The 16,259-nt window shown below is 30.2% G+C and carries 11 protein-coding genes; all 11 read right to left on the bottom strand.

What is annotated here, in order from left to right; all coding sequences use genetic code 11:
* Positions 1 to 6: 6 nt before the first annotated feature.
* On the bottom strand, positions 7 to 1,155 hold the full coding sequence (locus CORN_RS01855; RefSeq protein ID WP_066007145.1) for a restriction endonuclease subunit S: 1,149 nt from the start codon (positions 1,153 to 1,155) through the stop codon (positions 7 to 9).
* Positions 1,148 to 4,108 (bottom strand): type I restriction endonuclease subunit R, encoded by a 2,961-nt coding sequence (locus tag CORN_RS01850; protein ID WP_066007147.1) that lies wholly within the window; start codon positions 4,106 to 4,108, stop codon positions 1,148 to 1,150. Before CORN_RS01850 ends, CORN_RS01855 begins: the two co-directional genes overlap by 8 nt.
* Positions 4,109 to 4,183: 75 nt before the next feature.
* A complete protein-coding gene (gene putP / locus CORN_RS01845; protein WP_066007149.1) occupies positions 4,184 to 5,665 on the bottom strand; it encodes a sodium/proline symporter PutP in 1,482 nt (493 codons plus the stop codon).
* A 15-nt stretch (positions 5,666 to 5,680) separates the two neighbouring features.
* Positions 5,681 to 9,178 (bottom strand): proline dehydrogenase family protein, encoded by a 3,498-nt coding sequence (locus CORN_RS01840; RefSeq protein ID WP_066007153.1) that lies wholly within the window; start codon positions 9,176 to 9,178, stop codon positions 5,681 to 5,683.
* Positions 9,179 to 9,318: 140 nt separating this feature from the next.
* On the bottom strand, positions 9,319 to 10,350 hold the full coding sequence (gene selD / locus CORN_RS01835; protein WP_094750279.1) for a selenide, water dikinase SelD: 1,032 nt from the start codon (positions 10,348 to 10,350) through the stop codon (positions 9,319 to 9,321).
* Positions 10,347 to 10,925, bottom strand: coding sequence for a sulfurtransferase-like selenium metabolism protein YedF (gene yedF / locus CORN_RS01830; RefSeq protein ID WP_066007157.1), 579 nt, complete (start codon positions 10,923 to 10,925; stop codon positions 10,347 to 10,349). Before yedF ends, selD begins: the two co-directional genes overlap by 4 nt.
* A gap of 48 nt (positions 10,926 to 10,973) precedes the next feature.
* A complete protein-coding gene (locus CORN_RS01825; RefSeq protein WP_066007159.1) occupies positions 10,974 to 11,702 on the bottom strand; it encodes a winged helix-turn-helix domain-containing protein in 729 nt (242 codons plus the stop codon).
* 54 nt (positions 11,703 to 11,756) lie between these two features.
* Entirely contained in the window at positions 11,757 to 12,326 is a 570-nt protein-coding gene (fdh3B, locus tag CORN_RS01820) for a formate dehydrogenase FDH3 subunit beta (protein WP_039662920.1), read from the bottom strand.
* 10 nt (positions 12,327 to 12,336) lie between these two features.
* The gene (locus CORN_RS01815; RefSeq protein WP_094750280.1) at positions 12,337 to 15,159 is read right to left on the bottom strand and encodes a formate dehydrogenase subunit alpha; all 2,823 of its coding nucleotides are present in this window, start codon (positions 15,157 to 15,159) and stop codon (positions 12,337 to 12,339) included.
* A gap of 16 nt (positions 15,160 to 15,175) precedes the next feature.
* Positions 15,176 to 15,379, bottom strand: a complete 204-nt coding sequence (locus CORN_RS01805) for a twin-arginine translocation signal domain-containing protein (RefSeq protein WP_012661099.1) — start codon at positions 15,377 to 15,379, stop codon at positions 15,176 to 15,178.
* A 176-nt stretch (positions 15,380 to 15,555) separates the two neighbouring features.
* Positions 15,556 to 16,236: a molecular chaperone TorD family protein gene (locus tag CORN_RS01800; protein WP_094750281.1), complete on the bottom strand. Its 681-nt coding sequence runs from the start codon at positions 16,234 to 16,236 to the stop codon at positions 15,556 to 15,558.
* Between the last annotated feature and the right edge of the window lie 23 nt (positions 16,237 to 16,259).

Genomic DNA, 16,259 nt, shown 5'->3' with positions numbered 1-16,259 from the left:
GCTTCCTTAAAAAGTTAATAATTTATTTCTATAGTATTCATACTGCTTTTTTCTTGCTTTTATCTCTGCAGGAATTCCACTTTGTAAATCTGTGGTGAGTGTGTGGAATTTATCTAAAATACTTACTATTTTTTCTTGTGTTTTTAATGATGGGATAGGAATTTGGATTTTTTCAAGTATTACTTTTGTTAAACTAGGGCGATCTAACGATTGATTGTGCTGTTTCCAATCAATATAAGTAAAAATATAAAATAGAAATTTTGGAATTATGTAGTTTTTAAAATTTTTTGTAAAAAATAAAGTATCAACAGCCCAAAATTTTTCATTAAGATAAAAAGGTTTATCAATAGTTCCCTTTCTGCCTATGCAAACACTTTCCCCTTCATATAAAAAATTATCCACACAAAGCATTTTACCACCTGTGCCATACACTGGAATATTTCCGTTATTCAAATGTCTATAATCTCTGCCATTTGCAATCTCACACACTTCACCTAGCATTTTTAGCTCATACCCCCCCCCATTTTTGTCTAAATACTCAAAAGATAAAAGTTTATTACGATAATACTCATACTGACGACGGCGTGCTTCTAGCTCTGCTTCTAGCTCTGCTTCTAATTTAGTAAAGGTGTCTAAAATTTTCACAATTTCTTCTTGAACTTCAAGTGGCGGAATAGGAATTTGAAATTTTTTAAATGATTTCATATCTACAGATGCAAAACCAGAAATATTTGTATTTTGCTTACACCATTCTCCCAAGATAAAACAATAGTAATAAATAAATTTCATATCAATAGAAAGATCGCAATTTGCCTTTTTACTTAAATATGTGAATTGTTGATTTGCCATCGAATCAACAACTACCAAAGCATGTTCTCCAATGGTTGCAGTAGTTGAGATAATAATAGAATTTTTAGGAAAAATTTTACCACCTTTTAAAGCCTGTTTGGTAATATGCTGCAACGAATCACTCAAAATTCTGCCATTAGTACGAATATCATCCATTCTAAACCAAGGAATAGTTCCGTCATTCCAAAAATCTTTATTTGCTTTTGATGGAGTATATCCATTTTTAATATCAAAGATCTCATCTAGCTTTTTAAACTCTACGCCATTAGGGCAAAGTTCTTTTAAAAGTTTTTCTATTTTATTCATCATCTACCTTTAAAAAAACCATAAATTTATCAAAAAATGCCTTAAGCTTGTTAATGATACTTTCTCGCTTTTCATCATTTCCTTCGCTTTTTGGCGCAAAAGGATTAATAGCAGGCAAAAGCCCACCTATGCGTTCGCCTTTATCTTGGAAAAAATTTAATTCAAAAGCATCATCTAAATACTCTTTTGTCAGTTTTTCATTTAAATTTTCTTCTTTTATAAGTTGGTTTAATTCTTGCTCTTTTTTTCTTTGCATAAAATTTTCAAAAAGGCTTTTATAGTCGCTGTTTTTATTATTATCAATTTCATTTAAAAATTCTTCAATAAGCTCTTTTTTATCTCTTAAACTTGGGTTTGAAATAGTAGTTTTTAAAATACTTTCTTTGATTTTGTCTTGATTTGTTTTATAATATTCTTCAAGTAAAAATAGTATAAAATCTACATTAATTTCATTTTGCTTAATGAGTTCAATTTCAAAAATCAAATCATCGTTAATATTTTCTTTTTCTGTTTTTTGTTTAAGTGTAGCATAAAGCTCTAAATAATGACTTTGATAATCTTGTTTATCTCTTATATTTAAAGGATTTTTAAATTCATCAAAAAGACTTAAAATATTCTCAAGTTTTAAAATCTCATTAAAAATCTTAATAAATTCTTTTTGCTCTTTTTCACTATAAAGTGGGAAATTTAAAAGATCAAATTTTTGTTTTAACTCATCTATTAGCACAACATACTTTTCAAAATAAAAAGCAAAATTTTCTAACAAAACAATACTCGATGCTTTTTCATCGCCAAACATCTGTAAGCTTTTATTTGTCGCATTTTCTAAATCTCTAAAACACACAATATTACCACAATTTTTTTGCTCATTTAAAATTCTATTAGTGCGTGAAAAGGCTTGCAAAAGTCCGTGATATTTTAGATTTTTATCCACATAAAGAGTATTGATTGTTTTAGAATCAAATCCTGTTAAAAACATATTTACTACGATTAGTAAATCTAATTCTTTATCTTTAAGCTTTTGTGATACATCTTTGTAATAATTATCAAATTTTTCTAAACTAAAATCACTTTTAAAATAACTATTATAATCTTTTATCGCCTTGCTTAAAAACTCTTTAGCGCTTTGTGTATCATTTATAAATTCATCTAAATCTTCATTTTGCTCATAAGAATAAATAACACCAACTTTTAAATTACTATTATTTTGCTTTAACTGCTTACTAAATTCTTCATAGTATTTTTTAGCAAAATCTACACTAGCAGTAGCAAAGATCGCATTAAAACCTTGAACTCTTTGATTTTTTAGCATATAAGCACTTTGTCTTTTGGTGTGGCGATTGAAATTTTCTAAAATATAACTTGTGATTTTTTCTATGCGTTCATCACTTAAAAGACTTGATTCTCTATCGATAGTGGAAATTTTCTTATCTAAATCACTTTCAATTTGTTTCATTGTAGAATGATAACTTACTTTAAAAGGTAAAACATTTTTATCTTTTATCGCATTTAATATTGTATAAGAATGCAAACAATCGCCAAAAGTGCTTTGAGTAGTTTTAAGTTCTAAATTTTTATTATCATTTACAAAATAATTTTTTCCCGCATTTTCTTCAAAAATAGGCGTTCCTGTAAAACCAAAAATATAGTATTTTTTAAATTTTTTAATGATTTGTTCGTGCATTTTTCCAAATTGACTTCTATGACATTCATCAAAGATAAAAACAATTTCAGAATCAAAAATGCGAGAATTATCGTATTTTTGTACAAATTTTGAAAGTTTTTGTATGGTAGTAATGATGATTTTCTCATCTTCTTTTGTGCTTTCAATCCTTCTTTTTAACTCATCGGTGTTTTTAGTAGCATTTGCTGCACCTTTTTCAAATTTATCGTATTCTTTTTGGGTTTGATAATCCAAATCTTTTCTATCCACAATAAAAAGTACTTTTTTAATAAAGTCAAGTTTTGTAGCTAAAATTGCTGTTTTAAACGAAGTTAAAGTTTTTCCGCTTCCTGTACTATGCCAAATAAACCCTCCTGCCTCTACATTTCCATAGTATTTATACTTATGAGCGATTTTAATTTTATTGATTATTCTCTCACTTGCTGCGATTTGATAAGCACGCATAATCAATAATTCATTATCAGCATTAAAAACACAATATTTTGTAAGAATATTAAGTAAATTTCTTTTAGCTAAAAAAGTCTTTGTAAAATCTTCTAAGTCTTCAATGATGTTATTTTTTGCATCTGAAAAACTCATACAAAAAGCATAGTTATCATTTAAAGATTTTTTAGTTTTATATTGATTTGTATTGCTATAATATTTGGTTAATGTGCCATTTGAAATGATAAAAATTTGCACAAATTCATAGAGTGCATTTCCTTGTAAAAAACTTTCTTTTTGATAACGCTTAATTTGATTAAAAGCTTCTTTTAAATTTACACCACGTCTTTTTAACTCAATATGTACCAAAGGCAAACCATTTACCAAAATACTAACATCATAACGATTTTTAAATTTACCACTTTCATTTTTTAATTGCGACACAACTTGAAGATAATTATTAATAGGATTGATCCTATCTATAAGAATGATATTTTTCTTACTTCCATCATCTTTTTCAAGTGTGAGAGTAAAACTATCATTTTGAAGCATCTTGGTTTTGTCTTCAAAATTTAGTTTTTTATTTGCAATATTTTCTTTATAAAATTTTTGCCATTCTTCTTGTGAGAAAACGATATTATTTAATCTTTCAAGTTGTAATTTGAGATTATTTTCAAGTTCTAAGATATTATTTAGCTCTAATTTTTCATAGCCTTGAAGCTCTAATTCTTTAATAAGAAATTTTTCTAAATCTTCTTCATTTTGATAAGCTTTTGGCTCTTTTGGTGTAAATTTGTATTCTGTAACAATAGTAGTATTGTCATTTTGTGTAATTAAATCATTCATAAAAAAACCCAAAAAAATATAATTTAAAAATTATACACAATTATCCCTACAAAAAAGTAGGGAAATTTAGGGATTTTATAGGTGTTTTAACATTGTTTCATAAGCTGCTTTTGTTCCTGGACGTACTTTAGTCATCCAGCTAACTATAATTATAACTATAGAAGCGGCTAAAAATCCTGGAATAATTTCATAAATAGGAAAATCAAACCACTCGGCCAAGAAGTTTTTATATACTACAACTACAACTGCACCGGTAATCATACCTGCAATAGCTGCATATCTAGTCATTCTTGACCAAAATAATGAAAAGAGCATTACAGAACCAAAACTTGCTCCAAATCCTGCCCAAGCATAAGCCACTATACTTAATACGCTTGAGTTTTTATCAGTGGAAATGATAAAGGCTATTACCGCAACAGCCAAAACACCAAATCTACCTAAGGTCATTACCATTTTATTAGATGCTTCTTTATTAAAAATTCTTTTATAAAAATCTTCTGCTATAGTTGAGCTTGAAACAAGTAATTGTGAACTTGCTGTACTCATAATAGCTGCCAAAATAGCACTAAGCAAAATTCCTGCTATCCAAGGATTAAAAAGTAATTGCGACATTACGATAAAAATCTTTTCAGGATCTTGCAAACTAAGCTCAAATTTACTCACATAAGCTATTCCTAAGACACCTATTAAACAAGCACCAATTAAAGACACAACCATCCAAGAAATTCCTACAAAAGTAGCAACAGGAATATCCTTAGTAGAACGTATAGACATAAAGCGTACTAAAATATGAGGTTGTCCAAAATAACCAAGCCCCCATGAAAGCGCTGAAACTATACCTAAAAAGCTTAATCCTTCTCCCATAGAGAAAGTGTTTGGTTTAATTTCTTTAACTATACTCATAGCCTCACTAAAACCACCCAAATGATAAATCATCACTATAGGAACAACAATCAAAGCACCCATCATTAAAAGACCTTGAATTAAATCTGTCCAACAAACTGCCTTATATCCACCCAAAAATGTATAAGCAACTATAATTACAGTTCCTGTAGTAAGTGCATAATCATATTGAATTCCAAAAGTTGCTTCAAAAAGCTTTGCTCCACCTACAAGCCCCGAAGAAACATAAAAAGTAAAAAAAATCAAAATAACAATAGCACAAACCACTCTTAATATATGCTTATCATCATCAAACCTTGTCTCAAAATAATCAGGTATGGTAATAGAATTTGCAATCACACTAGTATAAATTCTAAGTCTTTTTGCTACAAAAGCCCAATTTAAAAACGCTCCTATACTAAGTCCTATTGCAATATAACTTTCAGCTAAACCACTTACATATAAAGCTCCTGGTAAACCCATCAAAAGCCAACCACTCATATCAGAAGCTCCTGCACTAAGTGCAGAAACTACTGGCCCCATAGAACGACCACCTAAAAAATAGTCTTCTGAATTTTTATTTTGTTTATAAAAATAAAATCCGATAAAAAGCATTAATGCTGAGTATGCGACAAACATTATCGCAATTTGCGTATTAATATGTACAACCTCCATTTATTCTCCTTTTTTTCATTTTAAAGCACGAATGCCTAAATTTCCATAACGATGGAAAGATATACTTAAAGCTTTTTCATTATGATATAAAAGCAGCTCAAAACGACCATTTATTAAAGGCTTAACATTGGCAATGATTTTTGCACAACTTGCTGCTTTTATAAAAATTTCATCATTAACATCTAATGGAGCAAAATAACGAATTCTTTCATAATCAGCTATTTTGCTAATGAAATTTTCCTTACTTTCTTTGAGAAATAAAGTTTTTGAGCTAATTTTTTGATTAATCTTTTGCACAAGATCCATTTTCTCATGCTCATCATAGCTCAAAATAAGATCAATATTTAGCACACTAGCTGCTAAAATAACCCCTAAAATATCTTTTAAGCTATCATCTTTATGTACTCTATAAGCAATATTTTTTACCTTTGTATAAGAGAAAAGATTATCCTCACCTCTAATATTAACATAATCTTTCGCACTCGCAAATTCATGCTTTGCATGATAAGCATAACTTTTCGCCATAGCTTTAATAACTTCAAAATCTGCTTTATCTTTTTCATTTAAATCAAGACTCAAAGCATTTAAATTTGAAATCATTTCATTATCTAAAACATTTTGATCAGCTTGACTTTGTTCTATATCCATAAATTGGGTGATATAATTATAAATTCCTACCTTTCTACCAAAACCAATTGCTGATTTTTTTATACCACCAAAAGGTTGTCTAAGAACTATAGCACCTGTTGTTGGTTTATTAATGTATATATTTCCTGCTTCTATGTGAGTGTGAAAATACTCCCATTCTCTCTCATCTAAGCTTTCAAATCCAGCTGTCAAACCATAGCCAGTAGAATTTACTATATCAATAGCTTCTTTTAAATCTTTTGCTTTCATTACAGTTAAAATTGGTGCAAAAAGTTCGTTCATATGTGTAAAATCACCCTTTTTAGTGCCATATTTAATCCCTGGAGTTAAAAGATAAGGGTTGTCATCTATAAATCTAGGTTTTAAAGCCCAACTTTCATAAGGAGCTAACTCATCTAAAGCTTTTTGTAATTTTACATCTGGTTTATCCGCTAAAGCACCAAGTTTATTTTTAAATACAAAAGGATTTCCAACAGCCATAGAATTTGCAGCATCTACCAAAGTCTTTTTAAATTCCTCATCATTATAAACTTCTTCTTCTAAAACAAGCAAAGAAGTAGCTGAACATTTTTGACCCGAATTTGAAAATGCTGAATGAATGATATTTTTAATCGCACTATCACGATCAGCAAATTTAGAAACAATAGTTGCGTTTTTACCACCTGTCTCAGCACTTAAAAGCAAGGTTGGATTAGCTTTAAGCATTGCATAAGCAGTTTCTTCTCCACCAGTTAATACTGAAAATTTCACACTTTGATCAACAAGCAAGTATTTTGATATATCGCTACCTTTAGCAGGTAAGAAAATCAAAGCATCTTTTGGAATTCCTGCATCCCAAAAACATTTACAAAGCATATAACCTGTTAACATCGATAAAGATGAAGGTTTATATATCACTTTATTACCTGCAGCTAAAGGTGCTGCTATGGTTCCCACTGAAATACCTACTGGGAAATTCCATGGTGCAATTACCACACCTATACCCTTTGCTTTAAAAGTTGTATTTGGATTTTGCTCTTTTAATTTTTCTAAAGAATATGGGTAAAATTCTAAAAAGTCTATAGCCTCACTAACCTCAGGATCAATTTCCAAGAAAGTTTTTCCTACTTCTAAGGCTGCTATACCTATTAAATCCCCTCTACGTTCTCTAACAAGTTGGGCAGTTTTTGCTAAAATTTTATAAATTTCATCATGGCTTAACTCGCTAAAATTTGAATTTTTAGCCACATCTAAAGCATATTTAATCTCTGTTTCACCTGCCAAGTATGCTTTACCTATAGTACGATTTTTGATTTTATCTTTAACTTCTACTACTTGTAAATTTTCATTTTTAATTTCATCTTTTATAACTGGATACACATCATAATTTTCTAAATTTTCATACTTAGCTCTTATACCCTTAGCCCACTCTCTATTTGCTTTTAAGATAAAATCTGTATCAGGTTCGTTTTTAAATTCTTTACTCTCATAAGAACTTATAGTCTTTACTTCATTATTTCTATCTTGAATTCTATGGGTAGAATTATCCAAACTAGCAACACCTTCTAAGGATTTTACAAATAATTCTTTTTGCATTTGCCAATTTTTATCATTGATTTTAAGATTGAAAAAATATCTCATGAAATTATCTTCACTAGTATTTTCGTCAAGTCTTCTTACTAAATATGCAATAGCATTATTAAAATGTGCTTCATCACACACTGGTGCATAAAGTATAAGATCATGCATTTTAGAAAGTTCATAAGAGCATTGCAAACTCATACCTTCAAGCATTTCAAAAGTAAAAGATGATAAAGCTCCTGCTTGTGAAATTCTAGTATAAGCATAAGCTATTTCAAATAAATTATGACTTGCTATACCTATATTAATATACTTATGATTATCTCCTTCTAATACAAAATCAAGCATTTTTTTATAGTTACTATCAGTGTCAATTTTTTTATAAAAAGTAGGTAGTGCCCAACCTCTTTGTGAAGCTATAGTTTCTTCACTTTCCATATTCGCCCCTTTAACAAAGCGAATTTTTATAGGTTTCATACCTTTTAAAACTCTTTCCTTTGAAAAAGCAAAAAGTTTTTTCAAATACTCATAAGAATCAGGCAAATAAGCTTGTAAAACAATACCTGCTTTAATATCGTATTTTGCAACACTCTCCATAAAGGCCTCAACAGTTAATTCTAAATCTCTAAATTCTTCCATATCAAGATTGATAAATTTAGATACACCTTGCTTTTTTTCCTCCTCTAATGCAAGAGCATATAATTTATCTAATCTTTTTACTACTTCATCTTTAGAGTATTCAAAATCAATAATATTGATTTGGGAAAAAATGGTAGTAATTTTAATAGAAATATAAGTAATATAGCTAGTTTTTAACGCTTCTTCATATTTTTTCATCCTATAAGCACTCTCAGCTTCACCTAAGACCTCTTCACCAATTAAATTTACATTTAAGGTGATTTTATCCTCATCTTTTCTTTTACGCATATGAGGCTCTAATACACTAGGATTTGCATCTAAAACCATAGCTTTAGTATCTTCTCTTAAATGCTTAATGAAAAATGGCACACTAAGAGTTGGTGCAAATTTTCCAAAATTTAAAAATGAAAAAAGCAAGAATTTTTCAAAAGCACTAAAAAAGTCTGCTATACCATATTTGTTTAAAGTATGCTCTATAAGTTCAAAACTCGCACCTTTATCTTTACATCTAAAAGATCGGTCTAAAAGCTCAATCAACATCACTTTATTTTTAGGATTGTTTAAAAGTTTTTGCATTTTGGCATGAAATTCTTTTTCGCTTTGAGAGATATTACTTTCTATCTTTCTTTGTAATTCTTCAGCTAATTGCAAAGCTTTTTGTATCATTTTTTCCTCCACTTTAATAGTTAATATGTATTTATGATACAAAAATTGCAACAAAAATCAACATATATTTAATTATAATTTGCCTTTATATGTCAAAAAGTAACAAATATAAACATATATTTTTGATTGTAAATAAAATATTAGTGTAATAATAAATAATTATGAGTATTTTTTACACATTGAGCAATGATTTTTGCTTCTATGTTATGTTCTTTTAAAATTTTTAAGGCTTCATCTGCTTCTTTTTCATTCAAGGCAGCTAAAAGTCCACCTGAGGTTTGAGGATCATAAAAAACTATATCCGCATCTTTTTCGCTTAAATTTTCAACCCAAGTTTTTAAACTATCTTTATTTTTATAAGCTCCTGCAGGAATAATTCCCATATTAGCCATAGATAAAACATCATCTATTAAAGGAATTTCGTTTTTATATACTTCTATCATAATCTCTTTATTTAACATTTCTTTTAAATGTCCCAAAAGACCAAAACCTGTTACATCACTTAAAGCACTAAGACTTTTAAATCCTCTCAAAATACGACTTGCATATAAATTTAAAAAACTCATTTGCTCTACTACTTTTAAAATTTTTTCTTTTTCTAGCAAACTAGCTTTTATAGCAGTGCTGATAATACCACTGCCTATGGGCTTGGTAAGTAAAATCACATCGCCATCTTTTGCACTATTATTAGCTATAAATTTCTTAGGATGAACTACGCCTGTTACACTAAGTCCAAAAATAAATTCATCATTTTCTATAGTATGCCCACCTACTAGCACAGCTCCTGCTTCTTCAACCTTAGCTCTAGCACCCTCTAACACTTCAAGTAAAATTTCATTGTTAAAATGACAAGTATCAAAGCCTACAATATTTAAAGCATTAATCACCTCAGCACCCATAGCAAATACATCACTTAAGGCATTTGCAGCAGCTATAGTGCCAAAATGATATGCACTATCAACCACAGGTGTAATAAAATCAAGAGTTTGCACTAAAGCTAAATCTTCATTTAGCTTATAAACACTTGCATCTTCGTTATTATTAACACCACTTAAAATGTTTTTATGCGGTTTTAAAATGCCAAGAATTTTGTCAAGACCCACCGAGTCTAATTTGGCAGCTCAACCCGCAGCTTTTACATAATGGGTTAGTTTTTGATCTTTATATATCATAAAGAAATAATCTTTGCCTTTCCAAAAAGTTCATTTAAAATTTCATAGGCATTACCTATTTTACCTATTTTAAGCTCTTGAGTTTTGCCAAAAAACTCCAAACATGCCCCACAGCTGTAAATTTCAACTCCTAAATTTTCAAGCTCCTTCATAGCTTCAAAAGCCATATGAGAGCAATCAACATTCATCAAAACACTATCATTGACACAAAGGATTTTTACAGGTTTATTAGGTAAATCTTTTAGGGTTTTTAAAAAACCTAACATTAAATTTTTACCTAACTCTCCTTCACCTACTTTATCACTTTTTAGAAATAATACATTATATTCTTGCAGATTTTTTTCTTGAGTTTGAGCTATATTACTATCTTTTACGATGCTAATAATACTTTCATCATCTAAATCTTTAACACTAAATTCCAAATTTAAAGATTTTAAAAATCTCATTACATTTTCTTTAGAAGCTTGAGAATTTAAAAGAATCTCTAAATTTTCATTTTCTTTTAACTCTTCTAAAGCTTTTTTTGTTTCTATCACAGGACGCGGACAAGCTAAGTCTCTACAATCAATTTTCATTTTTTGCCTTTTTTATTTAATGATATATTGTTATAACTTGTATTCAAATTAAGTTTTGTCTTTTTCTTGATTTTTCTTAAAAAATAATTCTTTAAAGCGTTTATTAGTATATTCTTCTACATCTTGTTGTAAAATTTTAAAATTTTGAATTAACTCATATGCTCTTGGAGTAAGTTTACTACCAGCTTCACTTCCTCTTCCTTTTTTAGCAATGAGTAATTCTTCTTTCATGTTTTTTTCTAAATCTTGTATATAAAGCCATGCTTTTTTATAATTAATCCCTAATTGCTTAGCTACTTGAGAAATACTTCCACATTCTCCTACTAATTCTAAAATATCTGTTTTACCTTTACCAAAAAGTAATTCTCCATCAGAATTTTCTATCCAAATTTTACTTTTTATATGAAACTTTTTACCTTTTTTTTCTTCAAAACAACCAAGTTCACAGTGTTTAACATCAATTTTATAAGTTTTAAGTGTGGCTCTAATATCAGCCATATTAAAGTCTTTAGCACATTCTAAAGCATCTTTACATGATATACGACGCTTAGAATCTAATTTTGTTTCTAATTTTTCTAAAATTTCACTTTTTGCTATATTTTTGCTTAACTTGCCAAATTGACCTAGCTCACAATCTGAAATTTTTACACCTAATTCTTTTATAGCAGTTTGAAAATCTTCTTTAGAATATTGTTTTAAAAGTTCTAGTGCTTTTTTACAAGTAAGTTTATTATTTTCATCAAGATTTTTTTGAATTTGTAAAATTAGCTCTTCCATGAATTAACCTTGGATTATAAGTAGTAAAAAGGGTGCTTGTAAACACCCTTTGAATTATTTTGCATCAAGTCCTAAATTTTGACCCTTAAGCAAAACTCTTTTCCTATACATTGCACTAACTTCAGCTGCATCACCAACCAAAAGTGCATTTGTAGAACAAACCGCAGCACACATAGGCACTTTACCTTCTGCGATACGATTTTGTCCATAAAGCTCTCTTTCTTCATGAGAGTTAGTAGGCTCAGGACCACCTGCACACATAGTACATTTATCCATTTCACCCTTAATGCCAAAAGCACCATCTCTTGGAAATTGTGGGGCACCAAAAGGACAAGCATAAAGACAATATCCACAACCTATACAAGTTTTTTTATCATGTAAAACAATACCATCAGCTCTAATATAAAAGCATTTTACAGGACAAACTTGCTCACATGGAGCATCTGTACAATGTTGGCAAGCAAGAGTTGTTGAAAACTCTTTGCCTTCTATACCTTCATTTAGAGTGATTACTTTTCTTCTATTAATCCCCACTGGTACTTCATGCGCACTTGAACAAGCTACTTGACAAGCAAAGCAAGAAATACAGCGATTATTATCTACATAAAATTTCATTCTAGCCATAACTTACCCCTTAAGCCTTTTCAAGTCTGCAAAGTCCTGCATTAAACTCAGAAATTTGCGTATTTATATCAAAACCATAGTTAGTAACCGTGTTAGAACTTTCCCCTATAGTATAAGGTTTAGTGCCTTCAGGATAATTATAACTTAAATCCACACCTTGCATAATACCTGCAAAGTTATAAGGCAAGCAAATTCTATCTGGTGTAACTGAATGATTATGCACACATTTTACTTTAATCTTAGTGCCTTGTGGTGAATGAATCCACATCATATCACCATCATTTATGCCATATTTTAAAGCAAGTTCAGGGTGTACATTAGCAAACATCTCAGGTGTAATAGCTGCAAGATATTTACTAGTTCTTTCAAGCATACCCGCACCGCTTAAATTTACTAAGCGCATACTTGAAATAATAGTTGGAAACTCTTTGCTCCAATCTGTTTTTTGTTGCTCACTAATAAATTTACTCTCAACCCTAAAGTTTTTCTCTTGATCACCCCAAGTAGGATATTTTTTAACCAAATCCCAACGAGGCGAGTGAATAGGCTCTCTATGTAGTGGAATAGGATCAGCAAATTCCCAAACTTTCATTCTAGCTCTTGCATTACCTAAACAACAAGCACTTTTTTCCCTACATTTTTCTAAGATAATACCTGAAATATCTGTGCTCCAGCTAGCACCCATTAGTTCTTTTTCTTTATCACTTAGTTTAATATTAAACACTTTTTCGATATTTTCTTTAGTAATTTGTGGGTATCCGCCTTTAACTTTACATCCTTTTGGAGTAAAACTATCATCTGCTAACTGAGAATGTCCATCATGCTCTAAACCAAAGCGATTTCTAAAGCCCATACCACCTTCTTCATAAGGTATATCAGTATTCCACATGATAGAAGTACCTGGGTGTTGTTTATCCCAACAAGGCCAAGGTAAGCCATAGTATTCACCTTTAACTTCACCACCAAGACCTCTTTGAGTATCAGGATCAAAATGCTCCCAATTTTGTTGGTGTTTTCTTAGACGCTCAGCTGAAATACCTCTTAAACCTATACTTAAAAGACCATTACTCATTTCTCTTGTAGCATCATCAGGCCATACGAAATTATCATCACTATCATCTCTTGTTTGTACAAGTTTATGATCTTTTAATTCCATTTTCATGCCACGAGTATATTCTTTATAAAAACCAAATTTTTTAGCAAAAGCAAACATAATCTCTTGATCTTCTTTACTTTCATAAATTGGTTTTACTACTTGAGAACGCCATTGCATAGCACGGTTAGTTGCAGTCACATAGCCTTCTGTTTCAAATTGAGTTGAAGCAGGAATGATATAAATACCATCTGGGCGATCTGCTAAAACTGCTACCTCATTTACAAAAGGTTCAGCAATTACGATCATATCAAGCTTTTTAAGTGCTTCTTGAATTTTTACCGTATGTGCCATAGAAGTAATACCCGTTCCTTGCACCCAAAGTACGCGGATAGGTGAGTTTGAATAAGTTTTTTCTTCATGTAAAACACCTTGCCACCATTTTGCTAGTGAAAAGCCTTTTTCATGCATCCATTCTTTAGAATAAAATCTTGAATTTAAATACTCTCTTTCGACATTCCATACATTGGAGAAATGGTTCCAAGCATTATCATCAAGTCCATAATAAGCTGGTAAGGTATCAGCCAAACAACCCATATCAGTAGCACCTTGAACATTATCATGACCTCTAATGATGTTTGTTCCTGCGCCTGGTTTGCCTATATTACCAAGAACGAGTTGTAAGATAGCTAGAATTCTTGTATTAGAGCTACCTACTGAGTGTTGAGTAATACCTAAAGCCCAAAATAGCGTAGCAGGTTTAATTGTAGCTAACATTCTTGTGATTTTTTCAAGTTGAGCAGCCGGAACACCTGTTACATCTTCTACAACTTCAGGAGTCCATTTAGCAGCTTCTGCTTTTATTTCTTCAACTCCATAAGTTCTAGTTTTGATTAATTCTTTATCTTCCCAACCATTTTTGAAGATCAAATGAAGCATACCATAAACTAAAGCTATATCTGTACCTGGACGAATTCTCACATATTCATCAGCATGCACTGCAGTTTTTGTAAATACAGGATCTACAACTACTAATTTAGCATTATTACGATCTTTTGCTTGTAATAAGTGTTTAAATCCAATAGGATTTGCCACAGCAGTATTTGCACCAAAAATAATCATCATTTTTGAGTGTTTAGTCACATCACCAAAATGATTTGTCATAGCGCCATAACCCCATGTATTCGCCACACCGGCGACTGTTGCGCTGTGTCAAATTCTAGCAACGTGGTCTATATTATTAGTACCCCAAAATGCTGCAAATTTTCTAAAATAATAAGCTTGTTGGTTATTAAATTTAGCCGAACCTAAAAACATAACGCTATCAGGTCCATTTTCTTTACGGATTTCAAGCATTTTATCACCAATTTCATTGATAGCTTGCTCCCAAGTTAAACGCACCCATTTACCGTTTTCTTTTTTCATAGGATATTTAATACGCTGTTTTGATTTAGTAAGATCGATTTGATCTATCCCTTTACAGCAGTGTGATCCCTGTGAAATAGGATGTTCTATAGCGTTTTCTTGACGCACCCAAACTCCATCTTGCACTTCTGCTTTAATTCCACAGCCTGCACTACAGATACTGCAGATTGTTCTAACAATCTTAGAATCTGGATAAGGATTTGCTACTTCTTGCTCACTTGCAACTCTAATGGCTTTGTTTTCACTACCAAAAGCCGCACTTCCAAGACTAGCAATACCAGCAAGCTTAAGAAAATTTCTTCTTGCTAATGCCATCTTCTTCCTTTCTTAATTAATAAGCTATTTTGTAGTATTTTTCCCAATGCATAGTCTTTTTATAAAGTACTTCTTTTTTAGTACTTTTTCCCAAAACTACAGTATTTTGCTCTTGGTAATCATCTTTAGCTAAAGCATTTACACTCGCTCCAGCTACTACCCCTAAAGCACCAATTTTCAAAGATTTTTTTAAAAAATCCCTTCTTTGATTGGCCTCCATGTTCTCTCCTTTGAAATAAAAGTAAAGAATAACTATAAATACCTTATTGTTAAAGTATTTACACACTTAACGAAATAAATTTTGCATATTTTCACTTAAGATTTTATTTAATTTCTATTTTCATAAAAAGATGATTTTGATAATATGTATTTTGGTAACAAAATACATATTAATTTTTATAATTTACTAAGTTCTTCTATATTTGTTTTACTAAATTTAGTAGGAAGTCTTGGTTCATAAGGAAGTCTTTGTAAAGCCTCATCTGCTATACTTTTACCTTCTTTTTTTATAGGCGCTTGCACTTCTAAATAAGCTCTTTCATTTGTAAAAAAAACTTTCATAATATTAGCAATGCAAATATAAAAATTTGAGTTTTTATGAATTTGCAATTTTTCTATAAATTCATCTATTACAGGATTTATCACAAAACGAAATAATTGCTGTGTAACTTTTAAATCATGCTCAATAATACTTGCTATAAAAGCAAATAAAAAGCCAAATTCATCTTCACTTTGTCTACAATCTTCTTTTTTTCTAAATTTGGTTTTTCTAATGATTTCGCAAGCTTGAAGTTTCATTTTACCATCATCTCTGCCCTCATCGTAAAAAGAAGCGCTAATAGGTACATTCACATAAGAAAAATCAAAAAATACAGCATTTTGCTCTTCTTTAAAACTTACAAAATCACATGAGCTAAGTTTTTCAAAATCAGATCTTAAACTATCATCTAAAGGGCTTTGAGCTAAAACTAAAACTTGCTCGTGCCAAATTTTAAATTCATTTTCATCAATAAAATTAAAAGCTTTTGAAAAAAATTCATAAAAATATTTACGCGAAAGATCAATATCTTGTATCATTCATTTTCCTTGTTATTTTTATT

The organism is Campylobacter ornithocola (genome assembly GCF_013201605.1).
GTDB lineage: Bacteria > Campylobacterota > Campylobacteria > Campylobacterales > Campylobacteraceae > Campylobacter_D > Campylobacter_D ornithocola.
The sequence above is the reverse complement of the archived record's forward strand: the minus strand, read 5'-3'. Positions and strand labels throughout refer to the sequence as shown.